This is a genomic window from Amycolatopsis samaneae, assembly GCF_039541975.1.
GTDB classification, from domain to species: domain Bacteria; phylum Actinomycetota; class Actinomycetes; order Mycobacteriales; family Pseudonocardiaceae; genus Amycolatopsis; species Amycolatopsis samaneae.
Genome location: NZ_BAABHG010000008.1, coordinates 325,690 through 350,223, shown reverse-complemented (window position 1 = coordinate 350,223; position 24,534 = coordinate 325,690). Strand labels below are relative to the sequence as shown.

Genomic DNA, 24,534 nt, shown 5'->3' with positions numbered 1-24,534 from the left:
CACACCCCACCTATAGGTCCGTGAATGCCACATTGAGGGACTCTGAGTCCCTCAATGTGGCATTCACGGACCGCTAGAGCTGGTTGACGTCCACGATCCGGAGCACCGCGGACCCCGCCTCGTCGGACGCCGCCAGGTCGACCTCGGCGCTGATGCCCCAGTCGTGGTCGCCTGCCGGGTCGTCGAAGATCTGCCGCACACGCCAGACGTCGGACGCCTTCTCGATCATCAGCAGCGCCGGGCCCCGCGCGTCCGGGCCGATCCCGAGCGTCTCGTGCTCGTCGAAGTAGTCCTCCATGGCGTCTTCCCACGCGTCGGCGTCCCAGCCGTCGGCGCCGTCCAGTTCGCCCAGCGTCACGTAGGCGCGCCGCGCCGCCAGCTCGACCCGGCGGAACAGCTCGTTGCGCACCAGCACCCGGAACGCGCGCTCGTTGCGGGTGACCGCGGGCGGCTCGGACGGCGGCCGCTGCGACACCGGCCCTTCCTCGTCCGGATGCCGCAACGCCTCCCACTCGTCCAGCAGGCTGGAGTCGACCTGCCGGACCAGCTCGCCGAGCCATTCGATGAGGTCCTGCAACGGTTCCGTCTTCGCCTCGTCCGGCACGGTGTGCCGCAGCGCGTCGTAGGTGTCGGCCAGGTACCGCAGCACCAGGCCTTCCGAGCGCGCGAGCTGGTAGAAACCGATGTACTCCACGAAGTTCATCGCGCGTTCGTACATGTCGCGCACCACGGACTTCGGCGACAGCTCGTAGTCGGCGACCCACGGATGCCCCTGGCGGTAGCTGGCGTACGCCGCGTTCAGCAGCTCCTCCAGCGGCTTCGGGTACGTGACGTTTTCGAGCAGCTCCATCCGCTCGTCGTACTCGATGCCGTCGGCCTTCATCGCCTGCACGGCCTCGCCGCGTGCCTTGAACTGCTGCTGCGACAGCACCGGGCGCGGATTGTCCACAGTGGATTCCACAATGGACACGACGTCGAGCGGATAGACCGGCGACTCCGGGTCGAGCAGCTCGATCGCGGCCAGCGCGAACGGCGAAAGCGGCTGGTTGAGCGCGAAGTCGAACTGCAGGTCGACGGTGAGCCGGATGACCCGGCCCTGCTCGTCGGGTTCGTCGAGCCGTTCCACCACGCCCGCGGCGAGCAGCGCCCGGTAGATCGCGATCGCGCGCAGGATCAGCTTCCGCTGCGACGGGCGCGGCTCGTGGTTGTCCTCCAGCAGGTGCCGCATCGAGTCGAAGGCGTTGCCGGGCCGGGAAATCACGTTCAGCAGCATCGAGTGGCTGACCTGGAAGCTGGAGGTCAGCGGCTCCGGATCCGCGGCGATCAGCCGCTCGAAGGTGCTTTCGGTCCAGTTGACGAAGCCTTCCGGCGCCTTCTTGCGGACGATCTTCTTTTTCTTCTTCGGGTCGTCGCCCGCCTTCTCCAGCGCCTTCGCGTTCTCCACCACGTGGTCGGGCGCCTGCACCACGACGTACCCGTCGGTGTCGTACCCCGCGCGCCCGGCGCGACCGGCGATCTGGTGGAACTCGCGGGCCTTGAGGTGCCGCTGCCGCACGCCGTCGTACTTGGTGAGCGCGGAGAACACGACCGTGCGGATGGGCACGTTGATGCCGACGCCGAGGGTGTCGGTCCCGCAGATCACCTTGAGCAGCCCGGCCTGCGCGAGCTGCTCGACCAGCCGCCGGTACTTCGGCAGCATCCCGGCGTGGTGCACACCGATGCCGTGCCGCACCAGCCGCGACAGCGTCTTGCCGAACCCGGCGGAGAACCGGAAGTCGCCGATCAGCTCGGCGATGGCCTCCTTCTCCGGCTTCGAAGTGACGTTGATGCTCATCAACGTCTGCGCCCGCTCGATCGCGGCCGCCTGCGAGAAGTGCACGACGTACACCGGGGCCTGGCCACCGTGCAGCAGTTCGGACAGCGTCTCGTGCACCGGGGTCAGCGCGTAGCGGAAGGTCAGTGGGACAGGTCGTTGCGCCGATGTCACAACCGCGGTCGGGCGGCCGGTGCGCCGGGTGAGGTCCTTCTCGAAGAAGGAGACGTCGCCCAGCGTGGCCGACATCAGCACGAACTGCGCGTCCGGCAGCTCCAGCAGCGGCACCTGCCACGCCCAGCCGCGGTCCGGCTCGGAGTAGAAGTGGAACTCGTCGGCGACCACCTGGCCGACCGGGGCCTCGCGACCGAACCGTAACGCGATGTTGGCCAGGATTTCCGCCGTGCAGCAGATGATCGGGGCATCCGCGTTGACGCTGGAGTCCCCGGTCATCATCCCGACGTTGTCCGCGCCGAAGATGTCGATGAGCTGGAAGAACTTCTCCGAGACCAGCGCCTTGATCGGCGCGGTGTAGTAGCTGCGCCGTCCGTGTGCGAGCGCGGTGAAGTGCGCGCCGACCGCGACGAGGCTCTTGCCGGAACCGGTCGGAGTGGACAGGATGAGGTTGGCCCCGGAGACGACTTCGATCAGCGCCTCTTCCTGCGCCGGGTACAGCTCGAGCCCCCGTTCGGCCGTCCAGGTGGAGAAGGCCTCGAACAGGGAGTCGGCGTCGGGATCCGCAGGCAGGAGGTCTGTAAGAGTCATCAGGTGCCCCATCGTGCCATCCGTTGGTTCGGACTTGGCCAGGGGCAATCGCGGGCCGGACCGGAAACCCGTAGGCTGCGCATACCGCGCACGACCGGGGGAACACCGGCGTCGCGCGTACACGGGCGGTAATCCGGAGGGCTAAGGAATGGCACAGGACATCATCCCGATCGAACTCGGGCTGCCGCAGGGCGATGTGGTCACCCTGTGGGCGCCGCGCTGGCGGGAGGACGGCGAGGAGTGGGAAGCGTTCCTCGGCGACGAGGACGACCTGTACGCCTTCCCCGACGCGGCACACCTCGCCGCGTTCGTCCGCACGGCCGAACAGCACGACCTGCTCGACCACCCGGCGTGGGACGCGGTGCCGGTGCTGAACGTGCCCGAGCTGATCCCCGACGACGACCACTCCTACGACCTGGTGGGCGTGCCCGAGCTGGTCGCCGACGAGCCGGACTCGTGGACCATCTCCGAGCTGGCCGAGATCATCGGCATCGTCCGCTCACTCGCCGACGTCTGCGAGCTGGAGGACGTGCACGAGATCCTCGACGCGCACGAGGGCTTCTCGTTGCTGGAGCAGGGACGGCTGCCGTTCACCGGCCGCGAGGGCGCGGCGCTGTGGAACGACCTGTCCAAGGCCGTGTCGGAGGAATGGGACACCGTCCTCGACGCGATCGACGGCCTGGTCACCCAGCCGGAGGTCGACGCCGCGGTGCTGGAGCAGACCGCCGAGGAGCTGGCCGCGTTCCACGAGGAGTCCGCCGAGGCCGAGGCGGGCGCCGACAAGGGCGACGACGACCTGGAGACCGTCGAGACCACTGACGGCGAGGACTCCGAGGAGGACGAGGAAGCCGAAGACGTCCCGGTCGGGTTCTGGGGCGAGGTCGGCATCGACCCGATCAAGATCGTGACCTCCGGCGCGGAGTACTACACGCTGCGCTGCTACCTCGACGACAAGCCGGTGTTCCTCGGCAGCGAGGGCGAGATCGACGTCTTCACCTCGGAGAAGGCCCTGATCCGCGCCATCGCGGACGCCAAGGAACTTGGCGACACCGACCTGGTCGAAGTGTCCACTTGGGACGAGGTGGTGCAGAAGGCCACCGCCGGCGAGCTGGAGATCGAGGTCGACGCCGAGAACACCTACGTGCTCAACGGTCTCGACGACGACATCGCCGAGGGCCCCGAGGCGATCGACCCGACGCAGCTGGACCTGGCCGTCGAGCTGATCCGCGACGCGGCCGAGTGGGCTGAGGACGACAGCGTGGAAACCGCGCTGGCGGCCAACGAAAGCCTCGGCTGGCTGGTGTCGTTCGTGCTGCGGCCGGATCCGACGCGGCTCGAGCCGTCGGCCCCGTTCGACACCGAGCAGAGCGCGTGGCGCAAGCTCGTGGAGTCGTTCGAGAACCGCCTCACGGTGGTCTAGACCGCTTCCGTTCTGGTCCGTGAAGGCCTCCTCACCGGCGTTTTTGGCCGCCGGTAAGGGGGCCTTCACGGCTTTTCGGGAGGGGCCCGGCGATCGGCGGCGTCGAGCGCCCCAATGTGGCATTGGGTGCTCCACTCCTTGCCCCCACCACCACCCTCAACGGAGACGCTCCGCGCCCAGCCCCTGATTCCACGCACCCAATGTGGCGTTCGGTGCGTCCAACGCACCGAACGCCACATTGGGGCGCATGGGCGAGCTGGTCAGGCGGCGGAGGTTCGGCTCAGGCGGGGTGTTCGGCGCGAGTGGGCACCAGGGTGATGGCCAGCGCTGGGAAGACGGCCGCGACACAGTAGGCGAGCGCGTAGCGCGCGTCGCCGATCACCAGGCCCAGTAGCGGCGGTGTGAGTGCCGAGGCGAGGTTCTGCGCGGTGTTCTGCGCGCCCATCGCGCGGCCCGACCAGGCGACACCGGCGAGTTCGGCCGAGGCGGTGAAGCCGAGACCGTTGTCGCTCACCGTGATCACCGCCGCGAGCACCAGCGCCAGCGCCGCCAGCCACGGCCACGTCACGTCCCCGAAGGCGACCAGCAGCATCGCCGCCGCGCTCGCCACCGCCAGCTGCCGCATCGGCCGCAGCCTGCTGCCCACGCGGTCGGACCAGTACCCGGAGGCCAGCCTGCCCAGCGCGCCCAGCACCTGCACCACCGCCAGGAACCAGCCCGCCGACAGCGCGCTCCAGTGCTGCACCGAAACCAGGTACACCGGGGCGAACGCCGACACCGCGAACTGCGGGACGACCAGCAGCGCGCTCGCGCCGTGCAACCGCCACAACGCCGGTTTCCGGTACGGCGACGGCGGTTTCTCCCCCGCGCCCGCGCCGGTCGCCGGACGCGGCGGGTCGACCACGAGCCAGGCCACCAGCACGGCGACCCCGAGCGCGAGCACCGCGGGGAGCAGCATCGCGGCCCGGAAACCCCAGTGCCCGGCCAGCGGCGGCAGCCCCAGCGCGGCGACGCCGACGCCCAGCGGCTGCGCGGTCTGCCGGATGCCCATCGCCACCCCGCGCTCGGCGGCGGCGAACCAGCCCATCACCACCCGGCCGCTCGCCGCGTTGACCGAGGCCGAACACGCACCGGCAGCCAGAAACAGCCCAAAGAGTAGGCCGACCGAGTGATTGCCCAGCGCGGCGAACACCAGGAGTAGTCCCGAAGCGCCCAGTCCGAGCGCCATGATCAGCCGCTCCCCGTAACGGTCCGCAGCCGCGCCCCACGCGATCAGGGTAAGCAGCAGCCCGACGCTCGGCGCCGCGACCACGGTGCCCGCCTCCGCGAGACCCAGCCCCGCGGTCTCCCGCATCGCCGGGACCAGAAAGGGAAGGCCGTACAGGAAAGTGCAGCTCGCGGTCTGCGCGGCGAGACCGAGCGCGAGCACGAGCCAGCGGTTGACCCGAGGCTTTTCCCGCACACGCACGCTCTCGACCTGCGACACCGTCGCCACCATCCCAAATTATGAGACAAAGTTCCTATATAGTGAAATATAGTTGGGCATGCTAAGGAACGCAACCGCCGTCCGGCGGTCGCGTCCGGTGCCCGCGAACTCAGGCCAGCGCGGCGTATCCCGGCTTGATCACGGTGTCGATGAGCCTCAGGCGCTCGTCGAAATCGATGAAGGCCGATTTCATCGCATTGATGGTGAACCACCGCAGGTCGTCGAGGCCGAAGCCGAACGTCTCGTGCAGCGCGGCGAATTCGCTGCTCATCGAGCAGCCGCTCATCAGCCGGTTGTCGGTGTTGACGGTCACCCGGAAGCGCAGCCGGGCCAGCAGTCCGATCGGATGCTCGGCGATCGAGCCCGCCGCGCCGGTCTGCACGTTGGACGTCGGGCAGATTTCCAGCGGGATCCGGCGGTCGCGGACATACGCGGCCAACCGTCCCAAATGGACCGTTCCGTCGGCGTCGGTCTTGATGTCGTCGACGATGCGCACACCGTGCCCGAGCCGTTCGGCACCACAGTGCTGAATGGCCTCCCAAATGGAGGCGAGCCCGAATGCCTCACCGGCGTGAATAGTGAAATGCGCATTGTTCTGGCGAAGGAACTCGAACGCGTCGAGATTACGGGTCGGCGGGAATCCGTCCTCGGGTCCCGCGATGTCGAACCCGACCACGCCGGCGTCGCGGTAACGCACCGCGAGCCCGGCGATCTCCAGCGCGCGGGCGTGCTGGCGCATGGCGCACAGCAGCGTCCCCACCCGGATGGCGGCACCGCGCTCAGCCACCCGGCTGACGCCCTCGGCGAAGCCCGCCTGCACGGCCTCGACCACCGCATCGAGTGACAGTCCGCGTTCGACGAACAGTTCCGGTGCGTAACGAACTTCGGCGTACACGACCCCGTCCGCGGCGAGGTCCTCCACCGCCTCGGCGGCCACCCTGACCAGCGCCTCTTCCGTCTGCATCACCCCACACGTGTGGGCGAACGTCTCCAGGTAGGAGACCAGCGAACCGGAGTCGGCCGCCTCCCGGAACCACCGGCCGAGCGCGCCGACGTCGCTGGTCGGCAGGCCGGTGTAGCCGGTGGACTCGGCCAGTTCGGCGACGGTGCCGGGCCGGAGGCCGCCGTCGAGGTGGTCGTGCAGGAGTACCTTGGGCGCGCGGCGCAGGGTGTCCGCGCTCAGCTCCGGAGGTACGGGCGCTACTGGGGTTACTGTGCTTCCGTCTGGCATGGCACCAACGGTAGTCTCGGTGTCATTCCCCTACATGGTGGTAACGCTGAGCCTCCACCTAACCCTGAGCGTTGACGATCTCCAGCTGAATCGGCCATCCGGGGGCGACCTCCGCAATGCGTTCCGTACGGGGGTCATACACACAGCAATTTCGCAATGGATAAGCTTCGGGGCACGTCCCTCCCATTTTCCCCGCCGACGAAGGACACCGCAGTGACCACTGACAACCACATTGCCGCCCCGTCCTTCGACCGGATGCGCAACATGCTGGTGCGCGCGGCCGAAGTGCGTGAGAGCGAGCAGCAGCAGATCTTCGACGCGCTCGACGACATCTACGCCCGGCTCGCCCCGGTGGACTCGCTCGGCGCCGTGCGCAAGCGGCTGTCCGAGCTGCCCGACCGGACTGAGGTCGGCGTGCTCGCCGAGCGGCTCGACGAGGCCATGTCGCGGCTGGAGGCGCAGGACAACGCGATCTCCGCGCTGACCCACGCGGTCGAGAGCATCGTCGACAAGCTGGCCAAGCCCTTCGCCCAGCTCGACGGCCGCCTCGACGGTGTCGCCGCGCGCTTCGAGGGCGTCGCGGGCCGGATGGACGGGCTCGAGGACAAGCTGCAGAACATCCACCGCAGGCTCGACGAGCTGGGCGGTCACCTGGACAAGCAGGACGCGCGCCTCGAGTCGCTCCCGGCCGCCGTGCACGGGCCGGTCCGCGAGCGGATCGAGCTGGCCGAGTCCGGGCTGCGCGAGCGGATCGACAGCACCGACGCCGAGCTGCGCTCGCGCGTGGACGAGCTCGACCGCGCGACCAAGGAGCGGATCGGCACGACCACCGAGGCGCTGAAGACCGCGATCACCGAGACCGGCGAGATGGTCGACGCCTCCGAGCGTCTCGACGGCCTCGGCGGCAAGCTCGAAGCGGTCACCGGCAGGCTCGACGACCTGGCCTCGCGACTGGACAAGGTCGAGGACGGCCTGGCCGCCCAGCTCGGCGACCTCGACGGTTCGCTCAAGAGCGGGCTGTCCAAGGTCGAGGGCACGCTGGCCAAGCAGCCGGACACCGACTCGGTGGACTCGCTGGTGCGCAAGAGCAACGACGAGTCGGTCCGCCGGATCGGCGGCCAGCTCGACGAGGCGATGGCGACCTTCGCGGAGCTGATGCTCGGCGGCGGCCCCGCCGTCCAGCAGATCGCCCCGCCGCCGCCCGCCCCGCGCCAGCCGCGGCGTACCTCGCGCAACGGCCGCTCGCCGAAGTCGGCGGACGCCAAGTCGAAGGCCGCTTCGGCCGACGGCTCGGACGACTCCTCCGACTGAGTGATCTTCGGGCGTTAACTCTTCACAACACTGCCCCTGCCGGAAATCCCGGCAGGGGCAGTGTCTTGTCCGCGCAACTCTGCGGGAACCCACACGGAGTTCTCAGTGGGTGGCCCGGCCTGGCCGGAGGTGCCGAGGGACGCCTTCGGTGCGCCCGACGCACCGAGGGACGCCCTCGTCGCACCCAACGCACCCAGGGCGTCCCTCGGTGCCCGTCCCGCCTAGCCCTGCCCCGCCGAGCTGAAGGACGCCTTCAGTGCACTGGGCGAGCTGAAGGACGCCTTCGGTGCGGCCAACGCAGTGAAGGACGCCTTCAGCACATCCCGCCGCGCGAGGTGCGCCCGGCGGCCTCAGGAACTACGCACCGTGTCGAAGACCAGCGGCGATCGCTCCGCCACCGCGTCGGCGACGGAGTACGCGCCGTCCAAGGCGGCCAGCGCGGCCGGGACGGCGTCCGGGGTGTCGGTGTGCAGTTCCAGCAGCGGCTGCCCGGCCGCCACCGGCTCCCCCGGCTTCACCAGGCAGCGCACGCCCGCGGCGGCCTGCACCGGGTCCTCCTTGCGCGCCCGCCCGGCACCCAGCCGCCACGCGGCGATGCCGACGGCGTAGGCGTCCAGCGTCGCCAGTACGCCGTCCTCGCGAGCCGAGACGACGTGCATGTGGGCGGGAGAAGGCAACGGCGCTTCCGGGTCACCGCCCTGCGCGGCGATCATCCGGCACCAGGTCTCGTACGCGCGGCCGGAGGCCAGCACCTCCGCGGGGTCCACAGAGGACAGTCCGGCGAGCGCGAGCATCTCACGGGCCAGCGCGACCGTCAGCTCGACGACGTCGGCGGGACCGCCACCGCGCAGCACCTCGACCGACTCCGCGACCTCGATCGCGTTCCCGACCGCCTGCCCGAGCGGCACGCTCATGTCGGTCAGCACGGCCGTGGTCGCGACGCCGTGCGCGGCGCCGATATCGACCATCGTCCGCGCCAGCTCCCGGGAGTCCTCCAGCGTCTTCATGAACGCGCCCGATCCGGACTTCACGTCCAGCACCAGCCCGGCCGCGCCCTCGGCGATCTTCTTGCTCATGATCGAGCTGGCGATGAGCGGGATCGACTCGACGGTGCCGGTGACGTCGCGCAGCGCGTAGAGCTTCTTGTCGGCGGGCGCGAGCCCGGAGGTGGCCGCGCAGATCACCGCGCCGACCTCGGACAGCTGCCGGGTGATCTCCTCGGTCGAGAGCGCGGCCCGCCAGCCGGGGATGGACTCCAGCTTGTCCAGCGTGCCGCCGGTGTGGCCGAGCCCGCGCCCGGACAGCTGCGGCACCGCCGCGCCGCACGCGGCCACCAGTGGCGCCAGCGGCAGCGTGATCTTGTCCCCGACACCGCCGGTCGAGTGCTTGTCGACGGTCGGCCGGTCGACCTTCAGCGCCAGCCGCTCCCCCGAGCCGATCATCGCGCCGGTCCACCGGGCGATCTCGGCGGTGTCCATGCCCCGCAGGAAGATCGCCATCGCCAGCGCGGACATCTGCTCCTCGGCGACGACGCCGCGCGTGTAGGCGTCGATCACCCAGTCGATCTGCTCGTCGCCCAGCCGGCCGCCGTCCCGCTTGGCGCGGATGACGTCGATGGCCGCGAAAGCCTCAGTACTCACGAAATCTCCTCAAAGTCTCTGAAGGCCACCTTGAGGGCACTCAGGTCCCTCAAGGTGGCCTTCAGAGGCGGTCAAGCGGGCAGGTCGGCGGGGCCGAACGCGTCGGGCAGCACCTCGGACATCGGCAGCACGCCCCGCGGCGTGTCCACCAGGCACTCGGCGCCGCCGAGTTCGAACAGCACCTGACGGCACCGTCCGCACGGCATCAGCAGCTCACCCGCGCCGCTGCGGCAGGCGACGGCGACGAGCCGTCCGCCGCCGGACAGCCGCAGCTGCCCGGCCATCGTGCACTCGGCGCACAGCGCCAGCCCATACGAAGCGTTCTCGACGTTGCAGCCGGTGACGATCCGACCGTCGTCGACGATCCCGGCGACACCGACGTGCAGCCCCGAGTACGGCGCGTACGCGTGCGTGGACGCCTCGACGGCCCACCCCCGCAGCGCCTCCCAGTCCACAGTGGACTCGAAATCGGACATCAGTCGCCCTCACCCCGCCGGTACGGGACGCCGTCCGCGCGTGGTGGCCGTAGCCGTTGCGAGGCGACCGCGAGCACGATCAGCGTCACGAAGTGCGCGGTGTAGGGGATCAGGTCGCTCGGCAGCGTGTCGTTCGTCCAGTAGATCGCGTACAGCACCCCAGCACCGACGACGCCGATCGCCGCGGCGATCCACTGCCGCCGGATCAGCTGCACGACCACGATCACGCAGAGCAGGATCACCGCGCCGTAGAGCAGCGCGAGCACCGCCTTGCCGCCGCCGGACAGCTGGAGCCCGTCCGCGTACCCGAACAGCGCGGCGCCGCCGAGCAGCCCGCCCGGCCGCCAGTTCCCGAAGATCATCGCCGCGAGGCCGATGTACCCGCGCCCGTTGGTCTGGTTCTCCAGGTAGTCGGCGCCACCGGAGAGCAGCACCAGCGAGGCGCCGCCCATCCCGGCCAGCCCGCCGGAGATGGCCATCGCGACGTACTTGTGCAGGTACACGTTGACGCCCAGCGACTCGGCCGCGACCGGGTTCTCCCCGCAGGACCGCAGCCGCAGGCCGAACCTGGTGCGCCACAACAGGAAGTAGCTCAGTGGCACGAGCAGGATCGCGATCATCGTCAGCGGCGCGACCTGGGTGACCAGCCCGCGCAGGATCCCGGCGACGTCGGAGATGCCGACCCGCTGCGCGTTCTCCAGATCGCCCAGCCAGTCGCCGAGGCCCGACGCCGAGTAGGTGTCGAACTTCGGCACCGGCGGCGACTGCCGCGGGTTCCCGGAGATCGGCGCGAACACCAGGTTCGACAGGTACTTCGCGACCCCGAGGCCGAGCAGGTTGATCGCCACACCGGAGACGATGTGGTTGACGTTGAAGGTCACCGTCGCGATCGCGTGCAGCAGGCCGCCGAGCGCGCCGAACACGACGGCGGCGATCAGCCCGGCCCAGACGCCGCCGTAGAAGGCGCCCCAGGCCGCGCCCCAGGTCCCGAGGATCATCATGCCCTCGAGGCCGATGTTGACCACGCCCGCGCGCTCGGCCCACAGCCCGCCGAGCGCGCACAGCAGGATCGGCAGCGCCAGCCGCAGCGCGGTGTGCGCGGTGTTGCTCGAGGTCAGCGTGTTGACACCGGTGGCGTAGGAGGCCATGGACAGCACGGCGATCGCCACCACCGCCCAGATGACGCCCTTGAGCCAGCCCGGGATCCGGGTTTTGCGGCGTACCGCGACGGTGACCGGCGCGGCCGAGGGGTTCTCGGTGATCGTCACACCGCACCCCCTTCCGCGACGCTGGATCCCTTGCGGCCGTTGCCGGCCAGCGCGCGTCCGACGCGACGCTGTTCAGCGGCCAGGTCGGCCCGTCGCACGACCTCGTAGGCCACGACGACCGAGAGCACGATGATCCCCTGCATGATCGTGGCGATCTCCTTGGACACGTGGATCTGTTCCAGCGACACCGCGGACTTGTCGAGGAACGCCCACAGCAGCGCGCCAAGCGCGATCCCGCCGGGGTGGTTCCGGCCGAGCAGCGCGACGGCGATCCCGGTGAAGCCGTACATCTGGGTCGAGGTGATGCCGTAGTTGTAGTCGCGGCCGAGCAGCTCGGGCATCGCGATCAGACCGGCCACCGCGCCCGAGACGAGCATCGCGACCAGCGCCATCTTCTTGGCGTTGACCCCGCCCGCCGCGGCCGCCGTCGGCGATTCGCCGCTGGCCTTCAGCTCGAAGCCGAACCGGGTCCGGTTGAGCATGAACCAGTAGCCGACGCCGATCAGCGCCGCGATGACCACGAACCCGAACAGCGTCGCCGAGCCCAGCGGGATGCCGGGGACGTGCCCGGAGGGCGCGATCGGCTTCGTGGCGAGGTTGTTGCCGGTCAGCACCCCGAACATGTCGGGGTTGATCAGGAAGGCGACGATGCCGCCGACGATCGAGTTCAGCATGATCGTCGAGATGACCTCGCTGACGCCGCGCGTCACCTTGAGGATCGCCGGGATCGCCGCGTACGCGGCGCCCGCGACCAGCGCGACCAGCAGGATCACCACGGTGTGGATGACCGGTGGCAGGTCCAGCGCGCCACCGGCGATCGCGGCGGTCACCGCGGCGAACCGGTACTGGCCCTCGACCCCGATGTTGAACAGGTTCATCTGGAAGCCGATGGCCACCGCGAGCCCGGCCAGGTAGTACACCGTCGCCAGGTTCACCGTGTCGACCGCGGTCGACCCCTTGAACAGCTGGCCGACCATGGTGCCGTACGCGGTCAGCGGGTCCGCGCCGGAGATGATCAGCGCGATCGCCGACAGCAGCAGGGCGAACACGATCGCCAGCAGTGGCGGCAGCACCTTCGTGCGCCACGAACTCATTCCGTCGCACCCCCTTCCGCGTCGGTGTCCTTTTCGGACTCTTCGGCACCGGCGCCGGTCATCGCCGACCCCAGCTCCTGCGGGGTCACCGTCGCCGGGTCGGCGCTGGAGACCAGCCTGCCCCGGAGCATGACCCGGATGGTGTCCGAGAGCCCGATCAGCTCGTCGAGGTCGGCGGAGACGAGCACCACCGCGAGCCCGTCGGCGCGGGCCTGCCGGATCTGCTCCCAGATCAGCGCCTGCGCGCCGACGTCGACACCGCGGGTGGGGTGCGAGGCGACGAGCAGCACCGGCTCGCCGGACAGCTCCCGCCCGACGATCAGCTTCTGCTGGTTGCCGCCGGACAGCGCGGCGGCGGGCACGTCGATGCCGGGCGTGCGGACGTCGTACTCCTCGACGATCCGCCGGGTGTCCTCACGCACCGCCGCGATGTCGAGCAGTTGCCCGTTCGAAACCGGTTTGCGCGACTGGTAACCGAGGATCCGGTTCGTCCACAGTGGCTGGGTGAGCAGCAGGCTGTGCCGGGTGCGGTCCTCGGCGATGTAGCCGATCCCGGCCTCGCGGCGGGCGAGCGTGCCCAGCTTGGTGAGGTCGTGCGCGACGCCGTCGTGCTCGACCAGCTCGATCGTGCCGCCGGTGGCCTTGCGCATGCCCATGATGGTCTCGACCAGTTCGGTCTGCCCGTTGCCCTCGACCCCGGCGATGCCGAGCACCTCGCCCGCGTGCACGGTCAGGCTGATGTCGTCGAGGATGTTTCGCTCCGAACCCTCGACCGAGAGCCGGATGTCCTTCAGCCGCAGGACGTCCCGATCGGTCACGGTGGACTCGCGGGTCTCCGGGCTTGGCAGCTCGGAGCCGACCATCATCTCGGCGAGCTGCCGCGAGGTGATCGTCTTCGGGTCGGCGGTGCCGACCGTGGTGCCGCGCCGGATCACGGTGACCGTGTCGGCGATCGCGCGGACCTCGTCGAGCTTGTGCGAGATGAACAGGAACGTGTAGTCCTCGGCCTGCATCGCGCGCACGGTGTCGAACAGCGCGTCGACCTCCTGCGGCACGAGTACCGCGGTCGGCTCGTCGAGGATGATGATCTTCGCGCCGCGATAGAGCACCTTGACGATCTCGACGCGCTGACGGTCGGCGACGCCGAGTTCTTCGAGCAGTGTGTCCGGGGCGGCGCGCAGGCCGGTCCGCTCGGCGAGCTTCGCCAGCCTGGCGCGGGCCGCGCGGCCGATGCCGTGCAGGTTTTCCGCGCCGAGGAAGACGTTCTCGCCGACGGTGAGGTTGTCGGCCAGCATGAAGTGCTGGTGCACCATGCCGATCCCGGCCTTGATGGCGTCCTGCGGGTTGCGCAGTTTCACCGGCTCGCCGTTGATGGCGATGCTGCCCTCGTCCGGCTGCTGCATGCCGTAGAGGATCTTCATCAGGGTGGACTTGCCGGCGCCGTTCTCGCCGCAGAGGGCGTGCACCTCGCCGCGCGCGACGGTGAGGTTGACGTCGGAGTTGGCCACCACACCGGGAAACCGCTTGGTGATCCCGGTCAGCTCGACGGCCGGTACGCCCCGGTCGGGGGCCGCCTCGGCCGGAGACTCGGAAGTACTCATGAGGTGAGGGAGTCCAGTTCTGGGAAAACGGCTCAGGGCCCGGAAGGGGGATTCCCTTCCGAGCCCCGTGCGCGGCGAGCTACTTCTGCGGTTTGTCCGAAACGGTGATCTGACCGGCGACGATCTGCGCCTTGTAGCCGTCGAGGACGTCCTTGATGTCGTCGACCTTGCCACCGGAGGTCGAGTAGCCGACGCCGTCGACCTTGAGGTCGAAGCGCTTCGGCACCGAGCTCAGGTCGCCCTTCGCGACGGCCTTGACGTAGTCGAACACGGCGACGTCGACCCGCTTGAGCATGGACGTGATGATCACGTCCTTGCTGTCGGCGACGGTCTTCTGGTTGTACTGGTCGGAGTCGACACCGATGGCGGAGACCTGCTTGGCCTTCGCGGCCTCGAACACGCCCTTACCGGACGCGCCCGCGGCGTGGTAGATGACGTCCGCGCCGTTGGCGATCTCGGCGGCGGCCTTCGCGTTGCCCTTCGGCGGGTCCTGGAAACCGGAGATGTCGCCGGCCGGGGTGAGGTACTCGTCGTCGATCTTGACCTTGGTCGACGCGGCCTTCGCGCCCTGCAGGAAGCCCGCCTCGAACTTCTGGATCAGCGGGGTGTTGACGCCGCCGACGAAGCCGACGTGGCAGGTCTTGCTCTTGTAGACCGCGGCGACACCGGCGAGGAAGGAGCCCTGCTCCTCGGCGAAGACCAGCGGGGTCACGTTCGGCGCCTTGACCGAGTCGTCGTCGATGATCGCGAACTTGGTGTCCGGGTGCTTCGGGGCCACCGCGCCGACGGCCTTCGCGTAGGCGAAGCCGACCGCGACGATCGGGTTGAAGCCCTGCGCGGCGAGCTGCTCCAGACGCTGCTGCTTCGCGGCCTCGTCCTCGTTCGCACTCGCGGTGCTTTCACTCACCTGGGTGACACCCAGCTCGCTCTTGGCCTTGTCCACACCCGCGGCGGCCGCGTCGTTGAACGAGGCGTCGCCCCGGCCGCCGACGTCGTAGGCCAGGCCGACCTTGAGCTTGCTGCCGTCGACCTTCTCCCCGGTCTGGTTGGCGCTCGACGACGGCGGGGCCGCCGGCGGCTTCGGCGCGGTCACGCAGTTGCCGGCCTGGTTGTTGCCCGAGCCGGCGTTGTTGGTGCTGCTCCCGCCGGAGTCCTTCGCGCACCCGGCCAGGGTGAGCACCCCGGCCATGGCCGCGGCGGCCAGCGCGGTTCCACGCATGCGACGCAACGTGTGTCTCCCTCCCCGCCAATCCAGCGGATGTCCAGGCACGACCCGGCCCCAGTGCCGGGTTCGACCGCCAGACCGTACCTAACGGCCAGGAAGGCTCCATAGGAAAGGCACGCTACGTAACACAAACGTTTACTCGACAGGCGATCTTCGCGATCACTCGTGCACCGACCGTGATCAGCGCAAAGGTCCGTGGGGGCCTCCCCGAGGGACTCCAGCTCCCTCGGGGAGGCCCCCACGGACCGTGAAAACGCGCGCTACCCGCAGGAGGCGGCGCCGGGCGGGGCGTGACAGAACCGCGCCGAGTAGCCGCCGTTCGCGGCGACCGGGACGGTCAGGGTGTTACCCGGCGTGACCCGCTGAGTGGTCTGGACGAGCTTGCCGTCGGCCCCGTCGCCGTAGATCTCGGCCAGCCAGTCGTCCCCCGGCGGCAGGAACGTCAGCGGTGTGTCCAGGCGTTTCGCGGGCCCGGCGGTGATCGCGCCGACGTACCACTCGGCACCGGACCGCCGGGCGAACACAGCCAGCCCGCCGGGGTCGCCCGCGACCAGCCGGGTCTCGTCCCACACCGTCGGGACGTGGCTGAGCAGGCGTTCGGCCACCGGATGCGCCTGGTAGCTCTCGACGCTGTCCGCGAAGTGCTGGACACCCGATTCGTACACCACGGCCAGCGCCAGCTCGCCGCCCTCGCTGTTCGGCCGCACCCCGCTGAAGGTGACCGGCGTGAAGTCCATCGAGCCGGTCAGGTTCCGGGTGAACGGCAGCGTCGCGTAGTGCTCGATCGGGAACGGCTCGCGGCCCGGCTTCGGTTTGGTGCCTTCGGCGCCCTTGACCGCCTCGACCGACATCACCTGCGGCCAGGTGCGTTCGATGCCGCGCGGGATCGGCGCGCCGTGGAAGTTGAGCATCAGGTGGTACTTCGCCGACGCCGCGAGCACGTCGTCGTACCAGCGCGTCCGGTCCTGCCGGTCGGACTCCACGAAGTCGATCTTCAGCCCGACGACGCCCCAGTCGCGGTACTGCTTGAAGTTCTTCTCCCGCTCACTGTCGGTGTCGGTGATCTTCGCGTCCGCCCACAGCCAGATCCCGACGTGCCGATCGGCGGCGTACTTCACCAGTTCGGGGATCCAGCTCGCGTTCCAGCCGGAGTCGACGAGCGTGTACTCCCAGCCCATCTTCGCCGCGTAGTCGACGAACTGCTTCTGCTTCTCCAGGCTGCCCGCGCTGGGCCCGTCCGACCACCACGACCAGGCGCCGACGCCGGGTTTGATCCACGACGTGTCGGCGAGCTTCGACGGGCTCGCCAGGTCGGTCACCAGCGTGCTCTCGGTGACCGTGGCCAGATCGCCGACGATCATCGCCCGCCACGGTGTCCGCAGTGGACCCTTCGCGACTTCGGCCGGGTCGGGCAGGACCAGTCCGAAGCGCTTGGACGCCGCGTCCAGCCTGAGCCGCGAACCGCCGTAGCTGCCGTTGAGGTCCGACTCCAGCACGGTCAGCCACGAGTCGCCGACGTGGAACAGCGACGGGTAGCCGTATTCGACGGGATCCTGCTGCGCCACCGGGCGGTGCGCGTGGATGCTCTCGTAGTCGCTGCGGCCGTTGTCGTAGGGCAGCAGGAACGAGTCGGCGGTCGGCGGCACCGCGAACTCCGAGGCCTCGCGGACCACGGTCGTCCACTTAGGAGTGTCGAAAACGTACCGGTAGGCGACGCCGTCCGCCGACACCCGGAGCACCACCGCGAACGTCTGCCCGCCCGCACCGCGCAGGCTCAGCGTCGTCTCGGCGGCGTCGACGGTGTGGTGCAGCCGCCGCCCGACCTTGGTGTCGTACGTTTCGTGGACGGGCCGCTGGGAGAACCCGGTGACCGACAGTCCGCCGGTCAGGTCCCCGTTCGCGGTCTCGACGCCCAGCGCCGAGGGCTCCAGCACGGTCGTCGCGCCGCGGGTGACCGACAGCGTCAGCCGTCCGTGCTCCAGCGCGAGGTGGGCCTCCGGGGTCGCGCCCGTCCTGGCCGACATCCCGGGCGCGGTCAGCGTCCACCGCGTCGCGGACGACGCCTGGCCCGAGGCGGGCAGCCCGACCACCACCGACGTCACGGCCAGCGCCGCGGCCAGCACAGCTCTCTTCCTCAATGCCGTCCCTTTCTCCGTGGTCCGTGAAGGCCTCCTTCACCGCGCTCAACGCTGTGAAGGAGGCCTTCACGGACCTTTGGGCTTCTCCAAGGTGAGGGCGAACAGGTGGGGGCGGGGGCCGGTCGCGGCGGGCAGGGTCACCGAGACGACCTCGCGCGCGGCGTCGAGCGGGACGCGCTGGTGGAAGATCGCCAGCCGCGTCGCCTGGATCCCGGCCCGGGTGTGCATCTGCGTGGTGACCACGGCCTCGGTCTCCCCGAACGACGCCGCCGAGCGCCAGTCGGTGAGCCGGAGCGGTACCTGCGCGCTGGTTCCGTCCCGATAGGACACTGTCAGCGTCGTGGTGGCCTTGCCGGTGTCGGCCGCGCCGAGGACGTGCAGGGTGGCGTACTTCCCGGCGGGCAGCGGGATCGCCTGTCCGGTCCCGAGCACGTTGTTCGGCGTACCCTCGGCCCCGTTGACGAACAGGAACGGGACGCCGTCGTCGGTGAGCTGCCCGGTCTGCGGCAGCGCCGCGGCCGGGTAGGTGTTGCCCGCGCCGTCGAAGTCGCCGTCCCCGAGGTAGAACTCGCTGGTCACGCCGTCGGAGTTGAGGACACCGGCGAGTTCGACCGTGACCTGCTGCCCGCTCGGCGGCAGCATCGGCAGTCCCCACGGCGGCGCCGGTTCGCCGATCGGGACCGGCGCGATCGTGGTGTCCGGGCGCCGCCCGCGCGGGTACACGAGCACCTCGCCGCCGCGGGCGAGGTCGATCTCGAGTGTCCCGTTCGGACCGTGCCGCCAGCGCCGCGTGCCCTCGACCGTCACCGGCCCGTCGATCGACGTCTTCAGCTTCAGCGGCTCCCCGGCCAGGCTGCGTACCCGGACGAAGGTCGTGGCCCCGGCCCTGCGGACCGCGCTCACCAGGAACGCGCCCTGGGTGCGGAAGTCGTGCAGGGTGACGTCCCGCCACTGCGCGGGAAGCGCGGGGAAGAGCCGGATCTCCTCGCCCCAGCTCTGGCACAGCATGTCGTGCACCGACTGCGCCGCCGAGAGCGGTGTTTCGATCACCGGCCCCGCTTCGTAGTACATGGTGTTGGCCTGGGCGAACCGGGCGACGAACTCGCGGAGGTGCTTACGCGCGTCGTCGCCCCGGCCCAGCGCGGCGGACAGCGACGACGCGCCGGTGAAGCTGAACCCGCGCAGCGCGCCCTCGAAGCTGATCCAGTGATCCAGCGACTTCGCGACGAGCGCGGCCTGCGCCGGATCGTCCACATTGAGCAGATACAGCGGATACGCCGCCAGGATGTGCGAATAGTGCCGGTGCGATTTCGCGAACGGGACGCCGGTGCCGATCATCAGCCCGTGCTCGTCGACCGGGTAGTCGACGAGCTTGGCGAGCACCTCGCGCCACTTCGGCGCGAGCGGGTCGTCGACGCCGAGGGTCTTCGCCGCGTCGAGCAGGGTCCGGCAGCTCCAGCGGATCAGCGCGAGGTCGTAGTTGCAGTCGGGCGCGCGGCCGTACTCGGGCGAGAACGTCGGCGGCAGGTGCAGCCTGCCGTCCGCGCCGTAGGCCAGGAAGTGCAGGTAGTAGTTCATCGCCTTGCGCAGCACCGGGAACAGGTCGTCCCGCAGGATCGCGACGTCCATCGTGTGCCGGTAGCTCAGCCAGACGTTGTGCAGCAGCCACGGCAGGTCGCCGATTTCGGCGTCGCTGTCCGGGTTCGGCACGCCGACGTACCCGGCGTCGGCGAAGCGCGCGTCGGTGCTGCGCCGCAGCCCCATCGAATCGGCGCGGTATTCGGGTCTCAGACCGTCGACGAGCGTCTGCTGGTTTTCACGGACCGTGCGCGGGATCGGGTCGAGTTCGAGGTGGTTCGACCCGTGGACCGGCCAGTACTCCAGCTGCGCGTTGAGGTTGAACCACGCCGAGGGCCACGGCGTCGGCTCCAGCCACGGCCCGGTGGTGGCCATGATCGGCGCCTCGGCGCGAGCCGCCGACGCGAGTTTGTACAGCTGGATCCAGTAGAAGCTCTGGAGCTTCGCGTCCGGGATGGACAGGAAGCCCCGCCGGTAGAACTCGTGCCACCACCGCCGATGCGTCACCCGCAGCGCGTCGACGGTGCCCGCCGCGCCGACCGCCCGCCGCACCGACCGCTCGGCCTCGGTGCCGGGAAAGCTGTGCGCCGTCGAGAGCACGAGCGTGCGGCCGCCGTGCGTGGCCCGGCGCGACCGGTACGCCGTCGCGTTCTGCCCGCCCGCGAACAGTGGCTGGGTCACGAAGGAGACGTCCCCTTCGGTGTGTGTCACCCACGCCGGATTGGGGTCGAAGCCCTTCGGCGGCTGCTCGCGGACGATGCGCGGGCTGACCGCGGGCAGCGGCTCGAAGGTGAGCGAGAAGCCGCGCTCCCCCGCGCTCGGGCGGACGTCGATCACCAGCAGCGGCAGGGTGGAGTGCACGAACGCGTGGATCTCCAGCGTCCCCCGGTCGGTGGAGACCGTTCCGGAGAGTTCCGCGTTCCACAGGTCGAGCCGCAGGTCCGCGCCGGTGAACTCGCCGACGGGAGTGAGCAGCGCCTTGCCGATCGGCAGCCGGGCGACGCCCCACTCGTTGCCGAAGGCCGGCCGGTGGTCCTGGCTCTCGCTGTGGTCGACGGTGAACTTCAGCGCGTCCCTGTTCGACGGCGTCCGCTCCCGGTACACCTGGGTGCCGACGAAGCCGTTGCCGAGGAAAGCACCCTCGTACCAGGTCCGCGGCACGCGCTGCCAGCGGAGATCCTGCCCCGAGAGGAAGCGCGCCCACTGCTCGTCGCTCATCCCCCTGACGCGGGGCGACGCCGCTTCGACCAGGGCGTCCGGCGGTGTCTCGGCCGCCGAAGCGGGCGCCGCGGCGGCGAACGTGGTGGCGAGAATCCCGGCCATCGTGCCGCCGAGCAGGTCGCGCCGAGGGAAACTAGCGGGCTGCGTCATCGTCACCCCATCGTGAGTCCCGACGATTGGTCGGATGTTTGACGTGAAATCAACGTAAGAGTCCGCGAAGAAGCCGTCAACAGCCCAGGGCGCGAAACTCGCCTTTCAGCGGGATAGCTCCCGATGGCCGGGAACGGCCAACCCCGAGGTGATCTCGACCACAGGCAAGTAAAGATCGGATGTACGTCGCTTCACGCGGACCGCACAACCCGCCGTGCGCGTGCCCTGGGCCACACGACCGGGCGATACCCCCTGGTCGAGGGTGTCTGGTCCATCACAGAGACGAACCCGGAGGTGAGCCGCACACCGGTGCCGGGTCTAGCATCCCTTTCATCCACGCTCGATGACCTTTGTGCTCGGCATTGTCGCCGGAGTTGTGTCCCCAGTGGACGCCGATCTCCCGGCGGCGAGCGCCGGCCCCAGTGGTCAGCCGGGCAACACAGCCATGACGTTGGAGGCCGTTCACCGATGTCCACCACGGCGAGCACCGCCCCTGAGGCGGCGGCGAGCGATCGGGCGGGTGCCTCACGCCAAAAGGGAACCTTCTACCGGGGCGACCCCGGTATGTGGTCCTGGGTGCTGCATCGCATCACCGGCGTGCTCACTTTCTTCTTCCTGTTCGTGCACGTGCTCGACACCGCGCTGGTGCGCGTGTCGCCGAACACCTACGACCAGGTGATCGAGACCTACAAGACGCCGCTCGTGAACCTCCTGGAGGTCGGGCTGGTCGGCGCGGTGCTCTTCCACGCGCTGAACGGCCTGCGGGTCATGCTGGTCGACTTCTGGTCGAAGGGGCCGCGGCTCCAGAAGGCCATGCTGTGGGTCATCGGGATCGTGTGGGTCGTGGTGATGGTTCCCGGCGCGTTCTTCATGATGAAGCGCACCGTCGAGACGATGTTCGGGGGTAACTGACGATGGCCGACCTCGTTCTCGACCGCCCGCGCGCGCCGCGGCGTCCGGCCGCGCGGCGCAGCAACTTCGAGCTCTACAGCTGGCTGTTCATGCGGATTTCCGGCCTCGCGCTGATCATCCTGGTGCTCGGCCACCTGCTGATCATGAACATCCTCGACGGCGGTGTGCACCGGATCAACTGGGGTTTCGTCGCCGGCCGCTGGGCCTCGCCGTTCTGGCAGTTCTGGGACCTGGCGATGCTGTGGCTCGCGCAGATCCACGGTGGCAACGGCCTCCGCACGATCATCGACGACTACGCCCGCAAGGACACCACGCGGTTCTGGCTGAAGATCGTCCTCTACATCTCGATGGCGCTGATCCTGGCCGTCGGCACGATGGTGATCTTCACGTTCGACCCGAACATGACCGCCAACTGACGTCCACCACACGCACTTAAGCGGAGAACCTGATGCAGTTCCACAAGTACGACGTGGTGATCGTCGGCGCCGGCGGCGCCGGGATGCGCGCGGCCATCGAGTCCGGCCAGCGCGCCCGCACCGCGGTACTCACCAAGCTCTACCCGACCCGGTCCCACACCGGCGCGGCACAGGGCGGCATGTGCGCCGCGCTGGCGAACGTCGAAGAGGACAACTGGGAGTGGCACACCTTCGACACGGTCAAGGGCGGCGACTACCTCGTCGACCAGGACGCCGCGGAGATCATGGCCAAGGAGGCCATCGACGCGGTGCTCGACCTGGAGAAGATGGGCCTGCCGTTCAACCGGACGCCCGAGGGCAAGATCGACCAGCGGCGCTTCGGCGGGCACACCCGTGACCACGGCAAGGCCGCGGTGCGCCGCGCCTGCTACGCCGCGGACCGCACCGGGCACATGATCCTCCAGACGCTGTACCAAAACTGCGTCAAGCACGGCACCGAGTTCTTCAACGAGTTCTACGTGCTCGACCTGATCACGAGCGAGGACGAGGACGGCAACCCGATCGCCTCCGGCGTCGTCGCCTACGAACTGGCCACCGGCGAGCTGCACGTCTTCCAGGCGAAGTCGATCGTGTTCGCCACCGGCGGCGCGGGCAAGATCTTCAAGACGACGTCGAACGCGCACACCCTCACCGGTGACGGCCTCGGCATCATCTTCCGGAAGGGCCTGCCGCTGGAGGACATGGAGTTCTTCCAGTTCCACCCGACCGGCCTCGCGGGCCTGGGCATCCTGATCTCCGAAGCCGTGCGCGGCGAGGGCGGGATCCTGCGCAACGCCTCCGGCGAGCGGTTCATGGAGCGCTACGCGCCGACCATCAAGGACCTCGCGCCGCGTGACATCGTGGCGCGTTCGATGGTGCAGGAGGTCCTGCAGGGCCGCGGCTGCGGCCCGAACAAGGACTACGTCGTCCTCGACGTCACGCACCTGCCGGTCGAGGTGCTGGAGACCAAGCTCCCCGACATCACCGAGTTCTCGCGGACCTACCTGGGCGTCGACCCGGTCAAGGAGCCGGTGCCGGTGTTCCCGACCTGTCACTACGTGATGGGCGGGATCCCGACCAACGTGCACGGCGAAGCGTTGCGGGACAACGAGAACGTCATCCCCGGCCTGTTCGCCGCCGGCGAGGTCGCGTGCGTGTCCGTGCACGGCTCGAACCGGCTGGGCACGAACTCGCTGCTGGACATCAACGTGTTCGGCCGCCGCGCGGGCATCGCCGCCGCCGAGTACGCGCTGGGACGTGAGCACGTCGAGCTGCCGGAGAACCCGACCGCGATGGTCGAGGAGCAGCTGGCCGGCCTGCTTTCCGAGCACGGTGACGAGCGCGTCGCCGACATCCGCAAGGAAATGCAGCAGACGATGGACTCGCACGCTTCGGTGTACCGGACCGAGGACACGCTGAAGCAGGCGCTGACCGACGTCCAGGCGCTGAAGGAGCGCTACGGCCGGATCACCGTGGCGGACAAGGGCAAGCGGTACAACACCGACCTGCTCGAAGCCGTCGAGCTCGGCTTCCTGCTGGAGCTGGCCGAGGTCCTCGTGGTCGGTGCGATCGCGCGCAAGGAGTCCCGCGGCGGGCACGCGCGCGAGGACTACCCGAACCGCGACGACACGAACTTCATGCGGCACACCATGGCCTACAAGCAGGGCACGGAGCTGTCGTCCGACATCCGGCTGGACTACAAGCCGGTCACCTTCACCCGCTACGAGCCGATGGAGCGGAAGTACTGATGACTGCGGCAACCACCGAAGAGGCCCCTGCTTCGTCGGACGAGCACACCCCGATCACGGTCACGCTGAAGATCCTCCGGTTCAACCCGGAGGTCGACGAGGAGCCGCACTGGGAGTCCTACGACGTCCCGGCGCAGCGGACCGACCGGCTGCTGAACCTGCTGTTCTACGTCAAGGACTACATCGACGGCACGTTCTCCTTCCGCCGCTCGTGCGCGCACGGCGTGTGCGGGTCGGACGCCATGCAGATCAACGGCATCAACCGGCTGGCCTGCAAGGTGCTCATGAAGGACCTGCTGTCGTCGTCCGGCAAGCCGACCGTGATCACGATCGCGCCGATCAAGGGCCTTAAGACGCTTAAGGACCTGTACGTCGACATGGACCCGTTCTTCGAGGCGTACCGCGCGATCAAGCCGTACCTGATCTCGTACGGGAACGAGCCCTCGCGCGAGCGGATCCAGTCGCAGGCCGACCGCGACCGGTTCGACGACACGACCAAGTGCATCCTGTGCGCCTGCTGCACCTCCTCGTGCCCGGTGTACTGGAACGACGGCTCGTACTTCGGGCCCGCCGCGATCGTGAACGCGCACCGGTTCATCTTCGACTCGCGCGACGAGGCGGCCGAGGAGCGGCTGGACATCCTGAACGACTCCGAGGGCGTCTGGCGCTGCCGGACGACGTTCAACTGCACCGACGCTTGTCCTCGCGGCATCCAGGTCACAAAGGCCATCCAAGAAGTGAAGCGCGCCCTCCTCTTCAAACGCGTCTAACCCACTCCGCCGCCTCCCTGCACGCGGCTCCAAGGTCCGTGGGGGCCTCCTCGAGGGACTCTAGCTCCCTCAAGGAGGCCCCCACGGACCTTTTCCCGAGTTATCCACAGCCGAACCGGGCAGCAGCAGTTATCCACAGTTCGCGTTGCGGGCCTGGCAGTGCCCTCGGCGAGGGCACACCATGGGCATATGACCAAACGGGGGAGATGGGCTGAGCACCCCGAACTGCTCA

General features: G+C 69.4%; 17 protein-coding genes. 6 read left to right on the top strand and 11 right to left on the bottom strand.

Going from position 1 to position 24,534, the window contains the following annotated elements; genetic code table 11:
- Positions 1 to 73: 73 nt before the first annotated feature.
- Positions 74 to 2,578 carry a DEAD/DEAH box helicase gene (locus ABD987_RS22955; protein WP_345397147.1) on the bottom strand — a complete coding sequence of 835 codons (2,505 nt, stop codon included), beginning with the start codon at positions 2,576 to 2,578 and terminating at the stop codon, positions 74 to 76.
- Positions 2,579 to 2,726: 148 nt separating this feature from the next.
- Here ABD987_RS22955 and ABD987_RS22950 point away from each other — a divergent pair, with 148 nt between their 5' ends.
- Complete coding sequence (locus ABD987_RS22950) at positions 2,727 to 3,998, top strand: primosomal protein (protein WP_345397144.1); 1,272 nt, start codon at positions 2,727 to 2,729, stop codon at positions 3,996 to 3,998.
- A 280-nt stretch (positions 3,999 to 4,278) separates the two neighbouring features.
- Here ABD987_RS22950 and ABD987_RS22945 read toward each other — a convergent pair whose 3' ends face one another.
- Together ABD987_RS22945 and ABD987_RS22940 are read right to left on the bottom strand one after the other, a co-directional pair.
- Complete coding sequence (locus ABD987_RS22945; RefSeq protein WP_345397141.1) at positions 4,279 to 5,496, bottom strand: MFS transporter; 1,218 nt, start codon at positions 5,494 to 5,496, stop codon at positions 4,279 to 4,281.
- 97 nt (positions 5,497 to 5,593) lie between these two features.
- Positions 5,594 to 6,715, bottom strand: a complete 1,122-nt coding sequence (locus ABD987_RS22940) for an adenosine deaminase (protein ID WP_345397138.1) — start codon at positions 6,713 to 6,715, stop codon at positions 5,594 to 5,596.
- A gap of 213 nt (positions 6,716 to 6,928) precedes the next feature.
- Here ABD987_RS22940 and ABD987_RS22935 point away from each other — a divergent pair, with 213 nt between their 5' ends.
- A complete protein-coding gene (locus tag ABD987_RS22935) occupies positions 6,929 to 8,026 on the top strand; it encodes a PA containing protein (RefSeq protein ID WP_345397135.1) in 1,098 nt (365 codons plus the stop codon).
- Positions 8,027 to 8,376: 350 nt separating this feature from the next.
- Here the strand turns inward: ABD987_RS22935 and ABD987_RS22930 are convergent, their stop codons facing one another.
- From ABD987_RS22930 to ABD987_RS22895, 8 genes are all read right to left on the bottom strand, one after another.
- Complete coding sequence (locus tag ABD987_RS22930) at positions 8,377 to 9,666, bottom strand: thymidine phosphorylase (protein ID WP_345397132.1); 1,290 nt, start codon at positions 9,664 to 9,666, stop codon at positions 8,377 to 8,379.
- 71 nt (positions 9,667 to 9,737) lie between these two features.
- Positions 9,738 to 10,142, bottom strand: a complete 405-nt coding sequence (locus ABD987_RS22925) for a cytidine deaminase (RefSeq protein WP_345397129.1) — start codon at positions 10,140 to 10,142, stop codon at positions 9,738 to 9,740.
- Positions 10,142 to 11,410: an ABC transporter permease gene (locus tag ABD987_RS22920; protein ID WP_345397127.1), complete on the bottom strand. Its 1,269-nt coding sequence runs from the start codon at positions 11,408 to 11,410 to the stop codon at positions 10,142 to 10,144. Before ABD987_RS22920 ends, ABD987_RS22925 begins: the two co-directional genes overlap by 1 nt.
- Positions 11,407 to 12,504, bottom strand: coding sequence for an ABC transporter permease (locus ABD987_RS22915; protein ID WP_345397125.1), 1,098 nt, complete (start codon positions 12,502 to 12,504; stop codon positions 11,407 to 11,409). The genes ABD987_RS22920 and ABD987_RS22915 overlap by 4 nt, the downstream gene beginning before the upstream one ends.
- Positions 12,501 to 14,105, bottom strand: coding sequence for an ABC transporter ATP-binding protein (locus tag ABD987_RS22910; RefSeq protein WP_345397122.1), 1,605 nt, complete (start codon positions 14,103 to 14,105; stop codon positions 12,501 to 12,503). Before ABD987_RS22910 ends, ABD987_RS22915 begins: the two co-directional genes overlap by 4 nt.
- Before the next feature lie 79 nt (positions 14,106 to 14,184).
- Positions 14,185 to 15,324, bottom strand: coding sequence for a BMP family lipoprotein (locus ABD987_RS22905; RefSeq protein WP_345397119.1), 1,140 nt, complete (start codon positions 15,322 to 15,324; stop codon positions 14,185 to 14,187).
- Positions 15,325 to 15,590: 266 nt separating this feature from the next.
- Positions 15,591 to 17,468, bottom strand: a complete 1,878-nt coding sequence (locus tag ABD987_RS22900; RefSeq protein WP_345397116.1) for a glycoside hydrolase family 97 protein — start codon at positions 17,466 to 17,468, stop codon at positions 15,591 to 15,593.
- Between the two features lie 66 nt (positions 17,469 to 17,534).
- Positions 17,535 to 20,417: a glycosyl hydrolase family 95 catalytic domain-containing protein gene (locus ABD987_RS22895; protein WP_345397113.1), complete on the bottom strand. Its 2,883-nt coding sequence runs from the start codon at positions 20,415 to 20,417 to the stop codon at positions 17,535 to 17,537.
- A 468-nt stretch (positions 20,418 to 20,885) separates the two neighbouring features.
- Between ABD987_RS22895 and sdhC the strand changes: the two genes are divergently transcribed.
- The 4 genes from sdhC to ABD987_RS22875 are packed head-to-tail and all read left to right on the top strand — an operon-like array spanning position 20,886 to position 24,302.
- Positions 20,886 to 21,329, top strand: coding sequence for a succinate dehydrogenase, cytochrome b556 subunit (gene sdhC / locus ABD987_RS22890; RefSeq protein WP_345397111.1), 444 nt, complete (start codon positions 20,886 to 20,888; stop codon positions 21,327 to 21,329).
- A 2-nt stretch (positions 21,330 to 21,331) separates the two neighbouring features.
- The gene (locus ABD987_RS22885; RefSeq protein ID WP_345397108.1) at positions 21,332 to 21,745 is read left to right on the top strand and encodes a succinate dehydrogenase hydrophobic membrane anchor subunit; all 414 of its coding nucleotides are present in this window, start codon (positions 21,332 to 21,334) and stop codon (positions 21,743 to 21,745) included.
- A gap of 32 nt (positions 21,746 to 21,777) precedes the next feature.
- Entirely contained in the window at positions 21,778 to 23,532 is a 1,755-nt protein-coding gene (gene sdhA, locus ABD987_RS22880; RefSeq protein ID WP_345397105.1) for a succinate dehydrogenase flavoprotein subunit, read from the top strand.
- On the top strand, positions 23,532 to 24,302 hold the full coding sequence (locus tag ABD987_RS22875; protein WP_345397102.1) for a succinate dehydrogenase iron-sulfur subunit: 771 nt from the start codon (positions 23,532 to 23,534) through the stop codon (positions 24,300 to 24,302). The genes sdhA and ABD987_RS22875 overlap by 1 nt, the downstream gene beginning before the upstream one ends.
- The last annotated feature ends 232 nt before the right edge of the window (positions 24,303 to 24,534 follow it).

Bases quoted from the DNA above. Each gene is read 5' to 3' on its own strand.
- ABD987_RS22955 (WP_345397147.1), bottom strand. From the start codon at position 2,578: ATGACTCTTACAGACCTCCTGCCTGCGGATCCCGACGCCGACTCCCTG.
- ABD987_RS22950 (WP_345397144.1), top strand. From the start codon at position 2,727: ATGGCACAGGACATCATCCCGATCGAACTCGGGCTGCCGCAGGGCGAT.
- ABD987_RS22945 (WP_345397141.1), bottom strand. From the start codon at position 5,496: ATGGTGGCGACGGTGTCGCAGGTCGAGAGCGTGCGTGTGCGGGAAAAG.
- ABD987_RS22940 (WP_345397138.1), bottom strand. From the start codon at position 6,715: ATGCCAGACGGAAGCACAGTAACCCCAGTAGCGCCCGTACCTCCGGAG.
- ABD987_RS22925 (WP_345397129.1), bottom strand. From the start codon at position 10,142: ATGTCCGATTTCGAGTCCACTGTGGACTGGGAGGCGCTGCGGGGGTGG.
- ABD987_RS22915 (WP_345397125.1), bottom strand. From the start codon at position 12,504: ATGAGTTCGTGGCGCACGAAGGTGCTGCCGCCACTGCTGGCGATCGTG.
- ABD987_RS22910 (WP_345397122.1), bottom strand. From the start codon at position 14,105: ATGAGTACTTCCGAGTCTCCGGCCGAGGCGGCCCCCGACCGGGGCGTA.
- ABD987_RS22905 (WP_345397119.1), bottom strand. From the start codon at position 15,324: ATGCGTGGAACCGCGCTGGCCGCCGCGGCCATGGCCGGGGTGCTCACC.
- ABD987_RS22895 (WP_345397113.1), bottom strand. From the start codon at position 20,417: ATGACGCAGCCCGCTAGTTTCCCTCGGCGCGACCTGCTCGGCGGCACG.
- sdhC (WP_345397111.1), top strand. From the start codon at position 20,886: ATGTCCACCACGGCGAGCACCGCCCCTGAGGCGGCGGCGAGCGATCGG.
- ABD987_RS22885 (WP_345397108.1), top strand. From the start codon at position 21,332: ATGGCCGACCTCGTTCTCGACCGCCCGCGCGCGCCGCGGCGTCCGGCC.
- sdhA (WP_345397105.1), top strand. From the start codon at position 21,778: ATGCAGTTCCACAAGTACGACGTGGTGATCGTCGGCGCCGGCGGCGCC.
- ABD987_RS22875 (WP_345397102.1), top strand. From the start codon at position 23,532: ATGACTGCGGCAACCACCGAAGAGGCCCCTGCTTCGTCGGACGAGCAC.